Here is an 18,138-nt window from a genome sequence, read left to right as displayed (position 1 = left end):
GGGGGACGCGGCGGGTACACAGCAGCAAGTACGTTATTCGACGCGCGCGGGCTGCGTGCGAGAGGAGCCGGATATGAGCAAGGCCGACCAGCAGTTCGTGAGCATGTGCCGCGAAATCTTGGATCACGGAACCACGACGGAAGGGGAGAAGGTGCGCCCGGTTTGGGAGGACGGCACTCCCGCGTACACCATCAAGAACTTCGGCGTGACGGCTCGCTATGATCTGCGCGAGGAGTTCCCCGCGCTCACGCTGCGCCGCACCGCCCTCAAGTCGGCCATGGACGAGATCTTGTGGATCTACCAGAAGAAGTCCAACAACATCAACGATCTGAACTCGCATATCTGGGACCAGTGGGCGGACGAGACCGGTTCGATCGGCCGCGCGTACGGCTATCAGATCGCGCAGACCTCGCACTACCCCGAGGGCGATTTCGACCAGATGGACCGCGTTCTGTACGACCTGACGCATACGCCCTATTCGCGACGCATCATGACGAACATGTACACGTTCGCCGATCTCTCCGAGATGCATCTGTATCCGTGCGCGTACAGCGTCACCTACAACGTCACGGCCGAGCCGGGTTACGATAAGCCCGTGCTCAACATGGTGCTCATGCAACGAAGCCAGGATATCCTGGCCGCTAACAATTGGAACGTCTGCCAGTACGCCATTCTGCTTATGATGGTTGCGCGCCACTGCGACATGGTCGCCGGCGAGCTGCTGCACGTGATCGTCGATGCCCATATCTACGACCGCCATGTCGATATCGTGCGCGAGCTCATCGAGCGTCCCCAGTACGCGGCGCCCAAGGTTTCCCTCAACCCCGAGGTGACCAACTTCTACGATTTCACCACCGACGATCTCATCGTCGAGGATTACCAGCACGGTCCCCAGGTAAAGAACATCCCCATCGCGGTCTAAAGGAGCACCGTGGGGGTCCGCGTACATGGGGCGATGCATCCCGTGTGCGTACAGATTGGAGTGTTATGAGCTGTGAGTTGAAGGCGATCGTCGCCGTTTGCGATGATTGGGGAATCGGCCGTGCCGGAGATATGGTCGTTGCCAACAGGGCCGACATGCGCCATTTCGTTCGGATGACCACGGGGCATCCGGTCATCATGGGCCGCAAGACGCTCGAGAGCTTTCCCGGCGGCAAGCCGCTTAAGAATCGCCGCAACATCGTACTTACACGCGATCCGTTGTTTCATTGCGCGGGAGCCGAAGTCGTGCGATCGGTCGACGAAGCGCTCGGGCGCGTTGCAGACGATGGGGAGGCATGGGTTATCGGCGGCGCGGAGGTATATCGGCAGTTTCTTCCCCTGTGCTCGACGGCGATCGTCACGAAGAATCATTGCATCCGTCCTGCGGATGCGTTCTTCGACGACCTTGATAGCGATGACGCATGGCGGCTTGTTGATGAGACCGAACCCGAGCAGGTAGGTGAGGGCGAGGGCGACGAAGGTGTCTACTACACCTTCGCCACCTACGTCCGCGTATAGGGCCAACCCGCCCGCTGCGTGCTAAACGGCAGCGTGGTGGGGTATCATGGAGAGCATTGCATTCCTGCCGGGCCCGCTGGGGCCCGGCTTTGTTGAAGGGCCTCGTTCATGAAAACCATGATTCTGTATCGTTCCAAGCATCACGGCAACACCAAGAAGCTGGTCGACGCCGTCGTCAATGCGTTTCCCGAGGTGGAGGCCATCGATGTTGCCACGCTTGGCAAGAACGAGTATCCCGACCTGTCCGAGTATCCGCTCGTGGGCGTAGGTACTGGAATCTATTACGGCGAGATCGACAAGGACCTTGCGCGCGTCCTCGCCAACACGCTGTGCGAGGGCCAGCAGGTTTTCGCTCTCATGACCTATGGCGGCAAGGACAAGTGGTATGGCAAGGACATCGACGGCCTGTGCCGCATGCGCAAGGCCAATTTCCTTACCTCCTACGGCTGCCTCGGCTACGATACCTGGGGCCCTTACAAGCTCATGGGCGGTATGTGGAAGGATCATCCCAACGACGAGGACATCCAGGGCGCCATCGACCATTACCAGCGTTTGATGGACGAATACGGCGATATCATCGTCGATCAATACGAGCAGGCGCGCAAGCGCGCGGCCTGGGCGGCCGCCCATCCCGCGGGCGGCCTCATGGCGAACATCAAGCGTTCCGCCAAGAAGATCGCCAACAAGAGCGCGCAGAAGAAGCACGACCGCGCTCCCGAGCACGAGGCCGCTTCCGCATCCGACCGAGCCGAGTCCGCTGATTCCCCCGAGGCGAACGAGTAGACGATGAGCTACCAGGTCATTCCTATCGCATCCCTCGATGACGAGCGCCTATCCGCCTATACGAAGCTGACGGAGCGCGAGCTGCGTTCGGTTCTCGAGCCGCAAAAGGGGATCTTCATCGCCGAGAGCGCCAAGGTGATCGAGCGCGCGCTGGCCGCGGGCCTCGAGCCCGTGAGCTTTCTTATGGGCGAGCGCTGGCTCGACTCGCTGCTTCCCCTCATCGAAGAGGTCCCAGCTGCACAGCCCGTACCGGTGTTCACGGGCAGCATGGACCTTATGGAAGAGCTCACGGGTTTCGCCGTGACGCGCGGCGCCCTGTGCGCGATGCGCCGCCCGCCGCTGGAGCCGGCCGCCGCGTTCTTGTCGAACCTATGCGCGCACGCCGGCGACCGCCCGGTCCGCGTGTGCGTTCTCGAGGGCATCGTCGACCACACGAACGTGGGCGCCATCTTTCGCAGCGCCGCGGCGTTGAACGTCGACGGCATCCTCGTGAGTCCGACGTGCTGCGACCCGCTGTACCGGCGAGCGGTGCGCGTGAGCATGGGCACCGTGTTCCAGGTGCCTTGGACGCGTATCGGCACCGATGCCCGCGCCTGGCCGGGTGACGGCCTCTCCGTGCTGAAGGAGGCCGGCTTCACCTGCGCCGCCATGGCGCTGACCGACGATTCCGTCTCCCTTGACGACCCCGCCCTGCTCGAGGAGCAGCGTCTTGCGCTCTTCATGGGCACCGAGGGCCAGGGGCTGGGCTCGCGCACCATCGCTGGATGCGACCGTGCCGTTCGTATCCCCATGGCGCACGGCGTCGACTCGCTCAACGTGGCCGCGGCCTCGGCCGTCGCGTTCTGGCAGCTTTGCCCCCACGTCGATAACGGCTACCGCTATCAGCCCGGCCGCTTTTAGCCGTCGAGTGCATCGTTCGATCTTGCGGACCCCTTGGGCCGGGCTTCGTCCTCGCTGTTCATCGACCCTCAGCCTCCGTTCATAGATTGCTTGAGCGCGCCCCTTGTATCAAACGATACGAGGGCGTACCCTTTATGCGGGGGATTGCATACGCTGTGATCTATATGCTGCAATAATGAGATACGGGGGAGTGCATATGGCTGGACGGGGCTCGTCGGGTTCTATCGATGTGACGCAGGGGGTTATCTGGCGGCAGCTGCTTGCGCTATGCGTACCGATCTTCTTCGCCTCGTTTTTCCAGCAGTCGCATGCCCTTATCAACGCGTTCATCGTGGGCCAGTTCGGTGGAAAGCTCGCTCTCGGCGGCATTCAGGCGACGATGAGCCTCTCCGAACTCGCGGTTGGCTTTTCAGTCGGCTTGGGTGCCGGCTGCGCCGTTATCACCGGCCAGTTTTTCGGATCGCATGATGATGAGCGCCTCTCGCGTTCCGTTCATACCGCTATCGCCATCGCGCTGGGCCTCGGTTTGGTCGTCTCCATCGGCGGCGTCATATTCATGCCGCAGATTCTCTCGATCATGGAGACGCCGCGGGAGCTCATGTGGGAGGCGGTTGCCTATTCGCGCTGCTATTTCGGTGCGATGGTGTTCGCCTTGCTGCTGAATATGGGCACGGCGCTGCTGCGCGCGGTGGGCGACACGCGGGCGCCCGCGCTCATCATCGCGAGCGGCTGCGTTATCAACGTGATCTTGGACCTGATACTCGTGGCCGGGTTGGGGCTCGAGGCCCTCGGCTGCGGTATCGCTACGGCAACTACGATCTTTATCAACTGCTGCTGCGTGCTGTGGCGCCTCATGCGCGCTCAGGGCGCGTGGCGCCTTGATCTGCGCCGCATCGGTATCGATCCGCGTATCTGCCGCTCGATGCTGTCGTGCGGCTTGCCGCTCGCCATTCAGGCCAGCGTCTATTCGGTGTCGAACATCATCATGCAGTCGACGGTGAACACCTTCGGCGTCGATGCGGTTACGGGTTGGGGTCTGTCCGGCCGACTCGATGCCATCGTGTGGATGGTCACCGAGGCCCTGGGTGTATCCATCACCACGTTCTCCGCTCAGAATTTCGGTGCGCGGAACTACGAGCGCATGCGCAAGGGGTACCACACCTCGCTGCTCATCACCGTCTTCCTCGTCGGCTCGCTGTCGCTCTTCCTCGTGCTGTTCGTGGAACCGCTTGCAGCCATCTTCATCGACGACCCCGCGGTTACGGGCTATACGGCCAAGATGGTTCATTTCATCGCGCCGTTCTATTTCTTCTATTCCATCGTTGACAATACGTCGGGGGCGATCCGCGGGTCGGGCGAGAGCTTCCGCCCCATGCTCCTCACCATCCTGGGCACCTGCGTGTTCCGTGTCATCTGGCTGCTCGTCGTCGTTCCGCTGCATCATACGGTCGAGACCATGTTGCTGGTATATCCGGTCACCTGGATCCTGACGGCCGGGCTGTTCGTTGCCTATCATCATTGGGGCCATTGGCTGACGCATGCCGAGGAGAAGGCCACTCGCATGGAGGTCCAGCTGTAGGGGAGACCTGATCGCGGAGCCGGCTTGCGGGCGCTAACCGTCGTGTCGTCAGTACTCGATGCCCTTGCGCGCGAGCAGTCCCTCGTCGAAGTAATGCTTCTCGCAGCGCATCTCGGTGACGAGGTCGGCGAGGTCGGCGATCGGAAGGAGTCCGCGTCCGGTGAGGACAAGCTCGGTGGTCGCGGGCTTCTCGTTCACGAGCTCCTCGACATCCTGGCGGGTCACGAAGCCGCGTCGCATCGCTTCTCCCAGCTCATCGAGGATCAAAACATCGACCGGCTCTGCTGCGTGGGGTGTCGCGCCATCGCTTTCCGTGCTGGCGGGCGCTCCGAGCGCCCGATGGGCGAGCTCGATGATCTGCCTCGCGCATGCCTCGGGCGTATCGCGCGTGGCCTGTACGATTTTCAAACCGAAGCGGTCGGCGGCATCGTGCTCGGCGCAGTGGAGCTTCTTGGCGAACTGCAACATGAGGACGTTGAGCCCGTAGCCGCTCGCCCGGAAGGCGAGACCGAGCGCCGCCGTTGTCTTGCCCTTGCCGTCGCCGGTGTAGATCTGGACCTTGCCTTCGTCGAGTCGCGTCATCTTAGGGGCTCCTTAAGTATCTGGAAGTCTACGAAATACGTCTGTGGGTACTATTACACCATTGTGAAACCTTTGGGATGGAGTTTGGTATATGGAAATGGATGATCATAAGCGTAGAAGGAATATGATCCTCTACGTGCTCATTGCATTCGTCGTGTACCTGGTTATGAGTCAGCTGCTCTTCCCCAGCATGAAAAACCAGGTACAAGTCGAGCCTGCCAGCTACTCGACGTTCGTTGAGAAGCTTGAGGACAAGCAGGTGAGTCAGGTCGACTACACGCAGGATGCGTCGTCGCAAGCCCTCTATATGCTCAAGGGCGAGAAAGACAAGGCGTACAGCACCACGGTTCCCACCACGGACAGCGGTATCTGGCAGCTCATCCGAGAGTCGGGTGCCGATACGACGGTCGATATCCCCAGCCAGAACTCGGGATACATGACCTATATCCTGCTTACCGTGGTGCTGCCCATCGGCTTGTTCTTCCTTGCCGGCTGGTGGCTCAACCGCCGCATGAAGAAGGCTATGGGCGACGATAACCCCTCCATGAACTTCGGCGGCGGCGGTTTCGGCGGCATGGGGGGCGGCCTGGGCAAGTCTGGCGCCCGCATCGTTGCTTCCAAGGACGTCGGCGTCACCTTCAAGGATGTTGCCGGACAGGAAGAGGCCAAGGAGTCTCTCAAGGAGGTCGTCGACTTTCTCGAGAACCCGAAGCGCTATGAGGACATCGGTGCCAAGCTTCCGCGTGGCGCACTGCTCGTGGGCCCTCCGGGTACGGGCAAGACGCTCCTCGCCAAGGCGGTTGCCGGCGAGGCCGGCGTTCCGTTCTTCAGCATCTCCGGTTCGGAGTTCGTCGAGATGTTCGTCGGCCGCGGCGCTGCCAAGGTTCGCGACCTGTTCAAGCAGGCAAAGGAGAAGGCGCCCTGCATCGTCTTCATCGACGAGATCGATACCATCGGCAAGAAGCGCGACGGCGGCGGATTCTCGGGTAATGACGAGCGCGAACAGACCTTGAACCAGCTCCTTACCGAGATGGATGGCTTCGACAACCAGAAGGGCATCGTCGTGCTCGCTGCTACGAACCGCCCCGATAGCCTCGATCCGGCCCTGCTGCGCCCTGGCCGCTTCGATCGGCGCGTCCCTGTGGAGCTTCCCGATCTGGCCGGCCGCAAGGCTATCCTGGAGCTTCATTCCAAGGACGTTAAGACCGAGCCGCCCATCGACTTGTCCGCTATCGCACGCTCTACCCCCGGCGCTTCCGGCGCGGATCTTGCGAACATCATCAACGAGGGCGCGCTGCGCGCTGTCCGACTTGGTCGCAAGCGCGCGACGCAGGAGGATTTCGAGGAATCGGTCGAGGTCGTCATCGCGGGCCAGCAGCGCAAGTCCACCGTTTTGTCCGACCACGAGAAGCAGGTCGTCTCCTATCACGAGATCGGCCATGCGATCGTGGCGGCAAGCCAGACGGAGTCTGCGCCCGTTACCAAGATCACCATCGTTCCTCGCACCTCGGGCGCGCTGGGATATACCATGCAGGTCGATGCCGACGAGAAGTTCCTCACGACCAAGCAGGAAGTGCTCGATAAGCTTGCCGTCTACTGCGGCGGACGTGCTGCGGAGGAGCTCATCTTCGGTGAGATGACCACCGGCGCCGCCAACGATATCGAGCAGGCTACCAAGCTCGCCCGCAATATGATCACGCGCTTCGGTATGTCCGAGGAGTTCGGCATGATGGCGCTGGGCACCGTTCAGAATGCCTATCTGAATCAGGACACCTCGCTCACCTGCGCCCCCGGTACGGCCGAGCGCGTCGACGACGCCGTGCTCAAGCTCATCACCGAGGCGCACGAGCGCGCCATGCAGATTCTGAAGGAGAACAAGTTCAAGCTGCACGAGCTCGCTCATTATCTCTACAAGAAGGAGACCATCACCGGCGATGAGTTCATGAGCCTGCTCACACGCGAGAATCCGCTCATGCCTCCGACCAAGCCTGCGGAGTAACGTCTCCCGCTCCCGGATCCCCGGCCCGCATCCCTTGCCGTTCGCACGCGTGTCTCGTGCGTCGGCAACGGGGTGCGGGCTCTTTTCGTATGCTGCCGAGCTGCGTCCGAACGGGGCGTTTGCATCCACGCCTTCGGTCGCGTTGCGCCGCGCGCATGCGCGCCCCCGTCCGATGCGACGGCTCCTGCTGGATATCGGTCCGCGCTTCTGGGGTAAGATGAGGCGGATGATACGTAATGAGGAGGGTATTCCCCATGAACAACGAACCCGATCTTCGCTTTGCGATCCTGATCGATGCCGATAACATTTCCGAGAAGTACATCAAGGTGATCTTGGAAGAGGTCGCGAATTCCGGCGTGGCTACGTACAAGCGCATCTATGGTGACTGGACGAGCCCGCGACTGGCCAGCTGGAAGAGCTGCCTGCTCGATCATTCGATCATCCCCATGCAGCAGTACAGCTATACCTTCGGCAAGAATGCCACCGATTCGGCCATGATCATCGATGCGATGGATATTCTGTATTCCGGTACAGTGGACGGCTTCGCCATCGTGAGCTCCGATTCGGATTTCACCCGTTTGGTGGCTCGTTTGCGCGAAAGCGGCATGGTCGTCATCGGTATGGGCGAGCAGAAGACACCGCGTCCGTTCATCTCGGCGTGCAACCAGTTCAAGTATCTCGATCTGCTCTATGCGGCCCGCAAGGCGGAAGAGGAGCTGTCGGAGGACGAGGACGATGCCGAGGAGGCGCCGCGCCGGCGCCGTCGTGGCCGCCGCGGCGGCAAGCGCGCGAATCGTGGCAGGTCTGAGCAGGCGTTGTCTGCGGATCTCGAGGATGCCGCACCGGCGAGCGCGGCGCATGCCGACGCCGCTGACGACAGCTCCGATGCCGCGCTCGCAGATCCGGTCGAGGGCGACGCGCCGAAGCCCCGTCGCAGGCCGGGGGACCGTGGCGCCGGGCACGCCGACGCCGGCGTCCGCGATGCGGAGGACGACGAGCTGGTCGGAGCGAACAGCTTCGAACTCGATTCCGATGCCGACTTGGATGTGGATGACGAGCTCGATGAGCAGGATGGCGACGTCGCGTTTGGCGAGATGAGCAAAGCCGATCGCCGCCGCCATATGCGTATGATCCGCGAGACCATCAACGCGATCATCGATAAGTTTTCCGATGACGACGGCTGGGTAAGCCTGGGAAAGCTGGGAGACCAGCTCGGTAAGCGCCTCTCCGATTTCGATGTCCGCAACTATGGATTCAAGAAGCTGCGTCCGTTCCTCAAGTCGCTGGGGGTCTATGAGTTCGAAGAGCCGCAGGACGATTCGGGCCATCGGCAGATCTACCTGCGTTTGCGCGAGTAACATCGTCAGCGGGGAGAATCGGTCCGCTGCGCGCATCGCGCGCCCGGCGGTTGCAATGAGGTTGCCACAGTCGATCGGAGGCACACATGAAGGTGGCGGTGAGCGCCTGCCTGCTTGGTGAGAACTGCAAATATAGCGGGGGCAGCAATCGATGCGAGCGTCTGTTGGAGCAGCTCGCGCGTCATCCCGAAATCGAGGTGGTCCCCGTATGCCCCGAGGTTGCGGGCGGCCTGCCCACGCCCCGCCCGCCCGCCGAGATGGTCGACGGACACGTTGTCAACAACCAGGGCGTCTCGGTCGACGCCGCGTACCGACGGGGCGTTGCGCATGAGATGGGTCGTCTGCGCGCGGCGATCGACGCAGGGGATCTTGCCGGGGCCGTGCTGCAGTCGCGCAGCCCGAGTTGCGGGGTCCATCAGGTGTACGATGGCACGTTCCAGGGCGTTCTGGTACCCGGAAGGGGCTTGTTCGCAGACGCCCTGTCGAAGGCTGGCGTCCAGCTGTTCGATGTTGCAGACCTCTAGCGCGACACCGCCGTCCAGCCCCCCTTTGGCCCGCGGTCTCGTGCGCGTTTTTCGCGTGCACGAGCTTTGGGGAGATCCGCTGGGGTGCCGCATCCCGTGGCATACGTGGTATCATTCATAAACACAGGCGTCGATGGGGACGAGTAGATGGGATCCGCGCGGCACAGAGAGTCCGGGCAGCTGAGAGCCGGATGCGTGCGACCTTTTCGAATATCACCCCGGAGCCGCGGCCCCAACGGCGCGTGCGCGCCCAGTAGGCGTCGCCGGGATGGTCGTCGTTACAGACCAGCCGAGTACGGGCACGTGTGGATGCGCGGGCCTTTGAGCTGGGTGGTATAGCGAAACGCTGTGCGGGGCAGCCCCGCGTGTTCCAAGAGCGCTTCGTCCCAGCTTGAGCTAGGACGGGCGCTTTTTTCATCGCGCCCAAGATCTGAAGGGGGTATTCGTGGCCAACGAGTACAAGCAAACTATGAACTTGCCTAAGACCAAGTTCCCGATGCGCGCCGCCCTGGCGCAGCGCGAGCCCGAGCGTCTCAAGCGCTGGCAGCAGAACCACGTGTACGAGCTCATGCTCAAGAAGAACGAGGGCCACGAGAAGTTCGTCCTGCACGACGGTCCTCCCTACGCCAACGGCCCCATCCACCTCGGTCACGCGATGAACAAGATCGCCAAGGACATGATCAACCGCTACAAGGCCATGCAGGGCTACGAGACCCCGTACGTGCCCGGCTGGGACTGTCACGGCCAGCCTATCGAGCACAAGGTCGAGACCCAGATGGGCACCGAGAAGTTCAACCAGGCCTCCACGGCCGAGATTCGCGAGCTCTGCAACAAGTTCGCCGTCGAGAACATCGACCTGCAGCGCGAGGGCTTCAAGCGTCTGGGCGTGCTGGGCGATTGGGACAACCCGTACCTCACGCTCTACCACCAGCACGACGCCGCCGACATCGAGGCCTTCAAGGCCATGTTCGACCGCGGCATGGTGTACCGCGGCCACAAGCCGGTCCATTGGTGCAAGCACTGCCACACCGCGCTCGCCGAGGCCGAGATCGAGTACGCCGACGAGACGAGCCCGTCTATCTACGTCCGTTTCGAGCTCACGAGCAAGCCTGCCGGCCTCGAGTCCTTCGACGGCCCGGTCGACTTCGTGATCTGGACCACCACGCCCTGGACCATCCCGTCCGACCAGGCGGTCTCCCTTAAGCCCGAGGCGATCTATACCGCCATCGAGCACGACGGCCGCGCCGAGATCATGCTCAAGGACCTCGCCGAGAAGGTCTGCGGTATCGCCGGTTGGGACGTCACGCCCGTGATGGTCGACGGAAAGCCCTACGAGGTGCCCGCCGAGGTTCTGGATCACTTGCATTACAAGCAGCCCGTCTTCGACGGCGTCGAGGGCGTCGCCCTGCTGGCCGACTACGTGGGCACCGAGGACGGTACCGGTATCGTCCACAACTCGCCCGGCCACGGCGTGGACGACTACTACGTCTGCATGAAGGAGGGCATGGACGTCTGCATGCCCGTCGACGACGACGGTCGCTTCTACAACGGCGATGAGTTCGGCGCCGGCGGCCCGTTCTCCGGCATGGACACCGACGAGGCCAATCCGCACATCATCCAGTTCCTGCGCGACCGCGGCATGCTCGTGGCCGAGGTCAAGATCACCCACAGCTACCCGCACTGCTGGCGCTGCAAGAACCCGGTGCTCTTCCGCGCCACCGACCAGTGGTTCGTCTCCATGGATAAGACCGGCCTGCGCGAGCAGGCGCTCGACCAGGTGCGCAACCACGTGTCCTGGTATCCGGAGCACGCCGTCAACCGCATCGGCGCTATGGTGGAGCAGCGCCCCGATTGGTGCATCTCCCGCCAGCGCAACTGGGGCGTTCCGATCCCGTCCTTCACCTGCGCCGACTGTGGCGAGAAGATCATGAACGACGACACGCTCGATGCGGTCATCGCGCTGTTCCACGAGAAGGGCTCCGATGCCTGGTTCACCGACGCCCCCGAGTCCTACCTCGGTGACGCCTGCGTGTGCCCCAAGTGCGGCGGCCATCACCTCAAGGCCGACCGAGATATCCTCGATGTGTGGTGGGACTCCGGCGTGTCCTGGAAGGCCGTGTGCGAGTACCGCCCCGAGCTCAAGTACCCCGCGGACGTCTACCTCGAGGGCTCCGACCAGCACCGCGGCTGGTTCCAGTCCTCGCTGCTGACTTCCGTGGGCACCAACGGCATCGCGCCGTACAAGGCCGTCATCTCCCAGGGCTTCACCCTCGACGGCCAGGGCCGCAAGATGTCCAAGTCGCTCGGTAACGTCATCGATCCCAACAAGATCTGCGACGAGATGGGCGCCGACATCATCCGCCTGTGGGTCGCCTCCGTGGACACCTCCACCGACGTCGCGTGCGATACCGAGATCCTCGCCCGCACGTCCGATGCGTACCGCCGTTTCCGCAACACCCTGCGTTTCCTGCTGTCCGTGCTCGAGGGGCAGTTCGAGCCCACGACCGATGGCGTGGCCTTCGACGAGCTCATGCCGCTCGACAAGCTCATGCTCGCCCGCCTCACCCAGGTGCAGGCCGAGGTCGACGCCGCGTACGAGGGCTTCGAGTTCAACCGCGCGTACCGCACGCTGTACGACTTCGTCGTCACCGAGCTCTCCAACGTCTACCTCGATGCGCTGAAGGACCGCCTGTACTGCGAGAAGCCCGGCAGCCACGAGATGCGCAGCGCGCAGACCGTCGTGGCCGAGCTGCTCTCCATGCTCATGCGCGATCTGCAGCCGATCCTGTCCTACACGGTCGACGAGGCCATGGAGTTCGCTCCCGCCGGTTGCCGCGACAACCAGGACTACGCGGCGCTGCTCGATTGGTACAAGAGCCCCATCACGCTCGAGCAGGCTAACGAGTTCGCCGGCGTCCTCGAGGCGTCGCTCGAGCTGCGAGGCGTGGTCACCAAGGCCATCGAGGCCGCGCGTGCCGAGGGCACCTTCACCAAGAGCCAGCAGGTTCGCGTGAAAGCGACCGCTCCGGCAGAGGCCTTCGCCCTGCTCACGGGTGACAAGGCCGTCGACCTTGCCGAGTTCTACATCGTTTCCGAGGTGGAGCTGGCCGAAGGCGAGGAGTTCACCGCCCAGATCGAGGCTGCGCGCGGCGAGGCTTGCGATCGCTGCTGGAACCTCCGCGAGAGTACGGGCGTCCATGGCGAGCATGCGCATATCTGCGACCGCTGCGCTTCCGCCCTGCTGTAGTTTTGTTCCGCGCGCCGCTTTGTGCGGCGCGCGGCTCTGTTGCCGTTGACGGCGGGACCGCGTTTCGAACGCACCTGCGTTGCGGGGTGCATGGGCGTCTCGCGTTCGGCGCGGGGGTCCATTCATCTAGCTGTTGGAGAGGAACGACGTGAGATCGAAGAGTGACGGGTATACGCCGAGCCGACGTGGGCGCCTTCTAGCGGCGGGGCTGGCGGCCCTGCTCTTCGTTGTGCTCGATCGCGTGACCAAGCTGCTGGTGCAGGCACATCTGTCTCCCCGGCCTTTTTCGGGCGACTCGTTCGAGGCTCCGCTCATCCCCGGCATCGTGCGCTTGTATTATGTTGAGAATCGCGGCGCTGCGTTCAGCCTGGGCGAGGGAAGCGGCTGGCTCTTCGTGCTCGTCGCGCTGTTCGTCACGGTCGCGGCGGTGGTCTACCTTCGCCGCGCGCCGCTTGTGAGCCGCATCGAGGCCATCGGCCTCGGCATGGTCGTCGGCGGCGGTATCGGCAATGCGATCGACCGCATATGCTTTGGTTACGTGGTGGATTTTCTGGCAACCGAGTTTATTGACTTTCCCGTCTTCAACGTGGCCGATATCGGTATTACCTGCGGTGTCGTTATAGCGTTTCTCGGATTCATGTTCCTCAGTCCGGCAAATGCGCTCGAAGGCGACGACGCCGGCGCAAAGGCTGCCGGCGGGTCGAAGGATGACAATAGGGGAGGCGGGCTGTAATGGCGCAGGACGTTCATTATCTCGTTCAGGCTGAAGACGCGTGCGTTCGTATCGATGCGTATTTGGGTGCTCGTGATGGCATGCCCTCGAGGAGCGCCTGCGCGAAGCTCATCGAAGCCGGCGCCGTGACGTTGAACGGCGAAGCGTGCCTCTCCAAGAAGTATATCGTCCAGGCCGGCGACAGGATCTCCGCGGAGCTTCCCGAGGAGCGCGAGCCCGGCGATATCGTCGGCGAGCCCATTCCGCTCGACATCCGCTATGAGGACGACCACCTCATCGTACTGTCCAAGCAGCGCGGTCTCGTATGCCATCCCGCTCACGGCCACGATTCCGGTACGCTTGCCAACGCACTCGTCTACCACTGCGGTATCGAGCATCTGGGGACCGTGCAAGGCGAGGATCGTCCGGGCATCGTTCATCGCCTCGACCGTGACACCTCGGGGCTCATGCTTGCAGCCAAGGATGATGACACCCAGCGCGAGCTGCAAAACCTAATCCGCACGCGCACGTTGGATCGTCGCTATATCACCCTGGTCCACGGTCATATCGCCATGGACGAAGGCACCATCAATACCGGCATCGCCCGATCAACGCGCGACCGCGTAAAGATGGCCGTATCTGACGATCCCTTCGCACGCCAGTCCATCACGACGTTTAAGGTGCTCGAACGCTTCGATTCGACGCGTTGGGACGAGGGGTACACGCTTGTCGAGTGCCATCTCTATACGGGGCGAACGCATCAGATTCGCGTGCATATGCGCCATATCAACCACCCGCTCGTGGGCGATCCGCTTTACGGCAAGGGAAGCGACCGTATTAATCTCGATCTCGACCGCCAGTTCCTTCATTCATGGCGCGTCGCCTTCGATCATCCTGTCACCGGTGAGCGGATCGAGTGCCGCGACGAGCTTCCCTGGGACCTCGCTGCCGCGCTCGACGAGTTGTCCGATCGCTCGCTCGGTCGTACGGAGGCGGGCGCCGTCATCATCCCGAAGCTCGGCCTACTCGAGGACTAGGCCTCGTCTCCCTGCTTCGTTGCGGATATGTCCCCCTTTTGCGCATATCGCGGGCGAAGCGATGCGGGTCGTCGCGGCTGCGCTACACTACCTTGAGCATAGTTATCTGTCTGCTCAAGGGATGTTTCGTGGCACCTATCGTTATCTTCAATTTCATACTCGGCGTCCTGTTCACCGTGTGCTTCGCCTACCAGGCCGTGTATCTGCTCATCGGCCTGTTTCGGGGTGAGGTCAAGATTCCGCCCGCGAAGAAGCAGCATCGGTATGCGTTCTTCATCGCCGCCCACAACGAGGAGGCGGTGATCGCCAACCTCGTGCAGTCCATCCGCGACCAGGACTATCCGTCCGAGCTCATCGATATCTTCGTTGTTGCCGACGCCTGCACCGATAACACCGCCCAGGCCGCTCGCGACGCAGGTGCGATCGTGTACGAGCGCAACGACCTCGCCCGTAAGGGAAAGAGCTGGGTGATGGATTACGGTTTCGACCGCATTCTGCGCGAGTACCCCGGCAAGCACGAGGCGTTCTTCATCTTCGATGCCGATAACCTGCTGTCTCGCGATTACGTCTCCATCATGAACGATGCGTTCGACCAAGGCTACCTCGCCTTGACGAGCTATCGCAACTCCAAGAATTTCGGTAGCTCATGGATCTCCGCGGCTTATGCCACCTGGTTTCTCCGCGAGGCGCGCTATCTCAATAACGCCCGCATGATCTGCGGGACCTCGTGCGCGGTCTCCGGTTCGGGCTACCTCATCTCGTCGAAGATTGTCGAGGGAATGCACGGCTGGGATTTCCATACCCTAACCGAGGATATCCAGTTCTCTACGTTCTGCGCCGTGCATGGAATCCAGATCGGTTACGCGCCCGCCGAGTTCTACGATGAGCAGCCGGTTACCATGTCGGCTTCCTGGAAGCAGCGTATGCGCTGGACGAAGGGCTTCTACCAGGTATTCTTCACGTACGGTTCGCACTTGCTGAAGTCGATCTTCCACCATCATCGCTTCGCAGCCTACGACATGCTCATGACCATCGCGCCCGGCATGCTCCTTACTCTGGTTTCGCTATTGGCGAACAGCACGTTCTTGGTCGTGGGCTCGCTGTCCCATGGCTTCCTGGCAACCGACGCCGAGCTTGAGCTGTGCGTCGGATCCCTACTTATCACGCTGTTCTATATGTATTTCACGTTCTTCGTTCTCGGCGTCGTCACGACCGTTACCGAGCACAAGCATATCCATTGCCCGCAAACATGGCGCATCGTCGCCAACCTGTTCACGTTCCCGCTGTTTATGTTCACCTATATTCCGCTTACCGTGGCCGCGCTTTTCCTCAAGGTCGATTGGGTGCCCACCCCGCACGATGTATCGGTGACGCTCGACCAGGTTATCGAGGGAGCTCAGTAACGACTCCCGTCCGTTTTCGGGCAGAGGCTTGAACGGGATATCGCAATCCGCCCCGGCATCGCATAGAAAGCGCGGTGCCAGGGCGGATTTCTTCAATGGGTTCTGGTGCGGGGGCTACATGAAATCGTGAAAATCGAGGTCGTAGTCCTGGTCCCAGTCGTCATGGTCGTAACCGTAGCCGTAGTCGTAGTCGAAATAGGTGTCGTCGGTGGAGAAGCCATCGGTATAGACGTAGCTCGATACTGCAGCATATACGATCATGACCAGCGAGAATACGATGAGAATGATGATGCCCAGCACGCCTGCGGTGAGCGCGTAGGCAAAATTGGATTTCGTCGTCTGGGGAGCGGTTCCAGCCGATGCGCTTTCAACATTCAACGGGTTGGGCGCGGCGATCGGTGCGTTGTCCTTGCCTTGGTCCATACTGGTCTCCTTTCATGTTTGATTCTCGATATTATACGAGGACAATTCTGTTGGAGCCGCCGCATCCTCTTCATTTCGTTGATTGCGGCAACGTCGCGGAATAGGTTGGGTATAACTCCTGGCATCGCTGCGCGACGCAACCCGTCGCCGCTTTAGATTCGTAAGAGATGGGGGATATGATGAACGATTATCCTTTGGTGGATATCCCGGTCGCCGCTTCTTCGAGCCATGGCGTTCCGCTCGACTCGCTCGGATACCAAGAGACGTATCGCTCTATCGTTCACGCGCTGGATGGAGACGTGGAATCCCGCCGCCGAGCCGACGAGGCGCTGGTGCAACGCGGCGCGCTCTATCATGGCGCGCCCGTTCCCTGGAGCGTGGTTCCCAAGGTGTTTTCTCGCTCGGACGTCTCGTATCTGGCATGGATCGCCGAGATGATGGGCCGTATCATGGATAAGGTCACCGAGGCGTACGTTGCAGACCCGTTGGTTCGCGCGTTCTTTTCATTCGATCCTCGCGTTGAGGCGGCGTGTAGGGCGCCGGTGCCCTATGAGCGCCCCATACCCATTGCGCGCGTCGACATCTTCCTTGATGAGGAGACAGGAGATTTCCAGTTCTGCGAGCTGAATACCGATGGTTCTGCCGGCATGCTCGCCACATCCGAGATCACGCAGGTCAATCTGGAAACGGAAGCAGGGCGCCTGTTCGCCCGCGACCATGCGGTGTCCGTGTTCGACATCTACGGAGCGTGTGCCGATGCTATCTTGGATGCGTATCGGAGCGCCGGCGGATCGGCCGAGCACCCCGTTGTCGCCGCCATTGATTATCGTGAAAGCGTGAACGCTCCGGAGATCGCGCGGTTCGTCGATGTCTTCTCCGAGCTTGGCGCGAGCCTGCGCTTTGCAGATATTCGTGACTTGGCGTACGAGGACGGCGTTCTACGCGATGCCGTCGGTCCTATCGACTGCGTGTGGCGACGTCTTGTTATTTCCGACCTGGAAGGTCGGCCGTCCCCGGGTGTCGATGCCTTCCTCGCCTGCGCGAACGAGGGGCGCGTCCCCATGGTTGGCGCATTTCGAACGTGGCCCTGTGCGACCAAGACGGTCTTCGCCCTCTTTCACGACGAGCTTGCCGAGCGGATCCTCGATGCAGAGGAGCTCGCGTTCGTTCGCGCGCACGTACCGGCAACCTATATGTTGGATGCGCAGAGCGACCTGTCCCGTTTCACCCAAAGGGAGCGTTGGATCGCGAAGCCTCGAGACGGCTTCAACGGCAAGGGCGTTCAGGCGGGTTCGGAGTGCACCGATGCCGAATGGCTGGACGTGCTGCAGGAGATGGCGCGCAGCGGGGGTACCGTGCAGGCCTACGCGCCCCAGTTCTACACCATGAATGCCGACGGCAGCGTTGCTGACGGCGTCAAGCGCGAGGAGCCTCACTCCAACATGGAAGGACTCTACCTGTTCAACGGTCGCTTCGCCGGCGTGTTCACGCGTTGCGGCACCACCGCGGTGATCGGCGCGCTTACGGGTCGTTTGAACATGGGCTGTCTCGTGGTGGACGAATAGGTGGACCATGGACGATTGGGTCCTGACTCTCTTCGGCGCGCTGTACGCGGTCGCGGCCGCGATCGGGGCGGTGGTCGATGTTCGCACGCGCAGCTTGCCGAACGGCCTCGCGTTCGTTCTCGCGGCGTTCTCGTTCGCCTATGCCGGCCGGCTCGGCGGAGCGTCTATGCTGGCGGGACGTATCGGCACCGCGCTGCTGGTAAGCGCGTTCCTCGTGTGCTTCGAGCTGCTTTGGAGGCGCTCGCATGGTGCAGCGGGCTTGGGTATGGGGGACGTCAAGGCGTTGTTCTCGCTGCTCGTGCTCGATCCCGGGCTGGCGCTCTTATCATTTTCCGTCGGTCTGCTCGCCCTGGCTGTCGCGGCTTCGTTTCGCGGGGTATCGTCCCTGCCGTTCTTGCCGTTTTTGTTCGGGGCGTTCGCCGTCGCCTCCCTTCTGTCGTATGGAGGCGGGGCGTCTGAACAGGTGGGCGATGTCGGTGCGCTGTGCGATGATACATGCAAGGTCCAGATGAATTGAAGGAGATGG

At 62.0% G+C, this 18,138-nt stretch carries 16 protein-coding genes; 14 read left to right on the top strand and 2 right to left on the bottom strand.

Features of this window, described 5'->3' with window-relative positions:
* Positions 1-73: 73 nt before the first annotated feature.
* From thyA to E4J93_RS04990, 5 genes are all read left to right on the top strand, one after another.
* On the top strand, positions 74-922 hold the full coding sequence (gene thyA, locus E4J93_RS05010; RefSeq protein ID WP_147588360.1) for a thymidylate synthase: 849 nt from the start codon (positions 74-76) through the stop codon (positions 920-922).
* Between the two features lie 65 nt (positions 923-987).
* Positions 988-1,500 (top strand): dihydrofolate reductase, encoded by a 513-nt coding sequence (locus tag E4J93_RS05005; protein ID WP_187231612.1) that lies wholly within the window; start codon positions 988-990, stop codon positions 1,498-1,500.
* A gap of 108 nt (positions 1,501-1,608) precedes the next feature.
* Positions 1,609-2,283, top strand: a complete 675-nt coding sequence (locus tag E4J93_RS05000; RefSeq protein ID WP_147588359.1) for a hypothetical protein — start codon at positions 1,609-1,611, stop codon at positions 2,281-2,283.
* A 3-nt stretch (positions 2,284-2,286) separates the two neighbouring features.
* Positions 2,287-3,183, top strand: coding sequence for an RNA methyltransferase (locus E4J93_RS04995; RefSeq protein WP_147588358.1), 897 nt, complete (start codon positions 2,287-2,289; stop codon positions 3,181-3,183).
* Between the two features lie 196 nt (positions 3,184-3,379).
* Complete coding sequence (locus E4J93_RS04990) at positions 3,380-4,762, top strand: MATE family efflux transporter (RefSeq protein WP_147588357.1); 1,383 nt, start codon at positions 3,380-3,382, stop codon at positions 4,760-4,762.
* Positions 4,763-4,810: 48 nt separating this feature from the next.
* Here the strand turns inward: E4J93_RS04990 and E4J93_RS04985 are convergent, their stop codons facing one another.
* Positions 4,811-5,344, bottom strand: coding sequence for a cob(I)yrinic acid a,c-diamide adenosyltransferase (locus E4J93_RS04985; RefSeq protein ID WP_147588356.1), 534 nt, complete (start codon positions 5,342-5,344; stop codon positions 4,811-4,813).
* A 91-nt stretch (positions 5,345-5,435) separates the two neighbouring features.
* Here E4J93_RS04985 and ftsH point away from each other — a divergent pair, with 91 nt between their 5' ends.
* The 7 genes from ftsH to E4J93_RS04950 all read left to right on the top strand — a co-directional run bounded on the left by ftsH (position 5,436) and on the right by E4J93_RS04950 (position 15,624).
* Positions 5,436-7,343, top strand: a complete 1,908-nt coding sequence (gene ftsH / locus E4J93_RS04980) for an ATP-dependent zinc metalloprotease FtsH (protein ID WP_187231611.1) — start codon at positions 5,436-5,438, stop codon at positions 7,341-7,343.
* A gap of 254 nt (positions 7,344-7,597) precedes the next feature.
* Positions 7,598-8,701, top strand: coding sequence for an NYN domain-containing protein (locus tag E4J93_RS04975; RefSeq protein WP_147588355.1), 1,104 nt, complete (start codon positions 7,598-7,600; stop codon positions 8,699-8,701).
* 86 nt (positions 8,702-8,787) lie between these two features.
* Complete coding sequence (locus E4J93_RS04970) at positions 8,788-9,225, top strand: DUF523 domain-containing protein (RefSeq protein WP_147588354.1); 438 nt, start codon at positions 8,788-8,790, stop codon at positions 9,223-9,225.
* 445 nt (positions 9,226-9,670) lie between these two features.
* A complete protein-coding gene (ileS, locus tag E4J93_RS04965) occupies positions 9,671-12,472 on the top strand; it encodes an isoleucine--tRNA ligase (protein ID WP_147588353.1) in 2,802 nt (933 codons plus the stop codon).
* A gap of 148 nt (positions 12,473-12,620) precedes the next feature.
* A complete protein-coding gene (gene lspA / locus E4J93_RS04960; protein ID WP_187231610.1) occupies positions 12,621-13,205 on the top strand; it encodes a signal peptidase II in 585 nt (194 codons plus the stop codon).
* Complete coding sequence (locus E4J93_RS04955) at positions 13,205-14,221, top strand: RluA family pseudouridine synthase (RefSeq protein ID WP_147588352.1); 1,017 nt, start codon at positions 13,205-13,207, stop codon at positions 14,219-14,221. Before lspA ends, E4J93_RS04955 begins: the two co-directional genes overlap by 1 nt.
* Positions 14,222-14,349: 128 nt before the next feature.
* Positions 14,350-15,624, top strand: coding sequence for a glycosyltransferase family 2 protein (locus tag E4J93_RS04950; protein ID WP_147588351.1), 1,275 nt, complete (start codon positions 14,350-14,352; stop codon positions 15,622-15,624).
* Positions 15,625-15,738: 114 nt separating this feature from the next.
* Here the strand turns inward: E4J93_RS04950 and E4J93_RS04945 are convergent, their stop codons facing one another.
* Entirely contained in the window at positions 15,739-16,047 is a 309-nt protein-coding gene (locus E4J93_RS04945; RefSeq protein ID WP_147588350.1) for a hypothetical protein, read from the bottom strand.
* A gap of 179 nt (positions 16,048-16,226) precedes the next feature.
* On the opposite strand from E4J93_RS04945, the gene E4J93_RS04940 reads away from it, so the two are divergent.
* Positions 16,227-17,612 carry a hypothetical protein gene (locus E4J93_RS04940; protein WP_147588349.1) on the top strand — a complete coding sequence of 462 codons (1,386 nt, stop codon included), beginning with the start codon at positions 16,227-16,229 and terminating at the stop codon, positions 17,610-17,612.
* 7 nt (positions 17,613-17,619) lie between these two features.
* Positions 17,620-18,129 (top strand): prepilin peptidase, encoded by a 510-nt coding sequence (locus E4J93_RS04935; protein ID WP_147588348.1) that lies wholly within the window; start codon positions 17,620-17,622, stop codon positions 18,127-18,129.
* Positions 18,130-18,138 lie beyond the last annotated feature (9 nt).

Source organism: Collinsella sp. BA40, assembly GCF_008014645.1.
Classification (GTDB): domain Bacteria; phylum Actinomycetota; class Coriobacteriia; order Coriobacteriales; family Coriobacteriaceae; genus Collinsella.
This window is presented reverse-complemented; position numbering and strand designations above follow the sequence as displayed.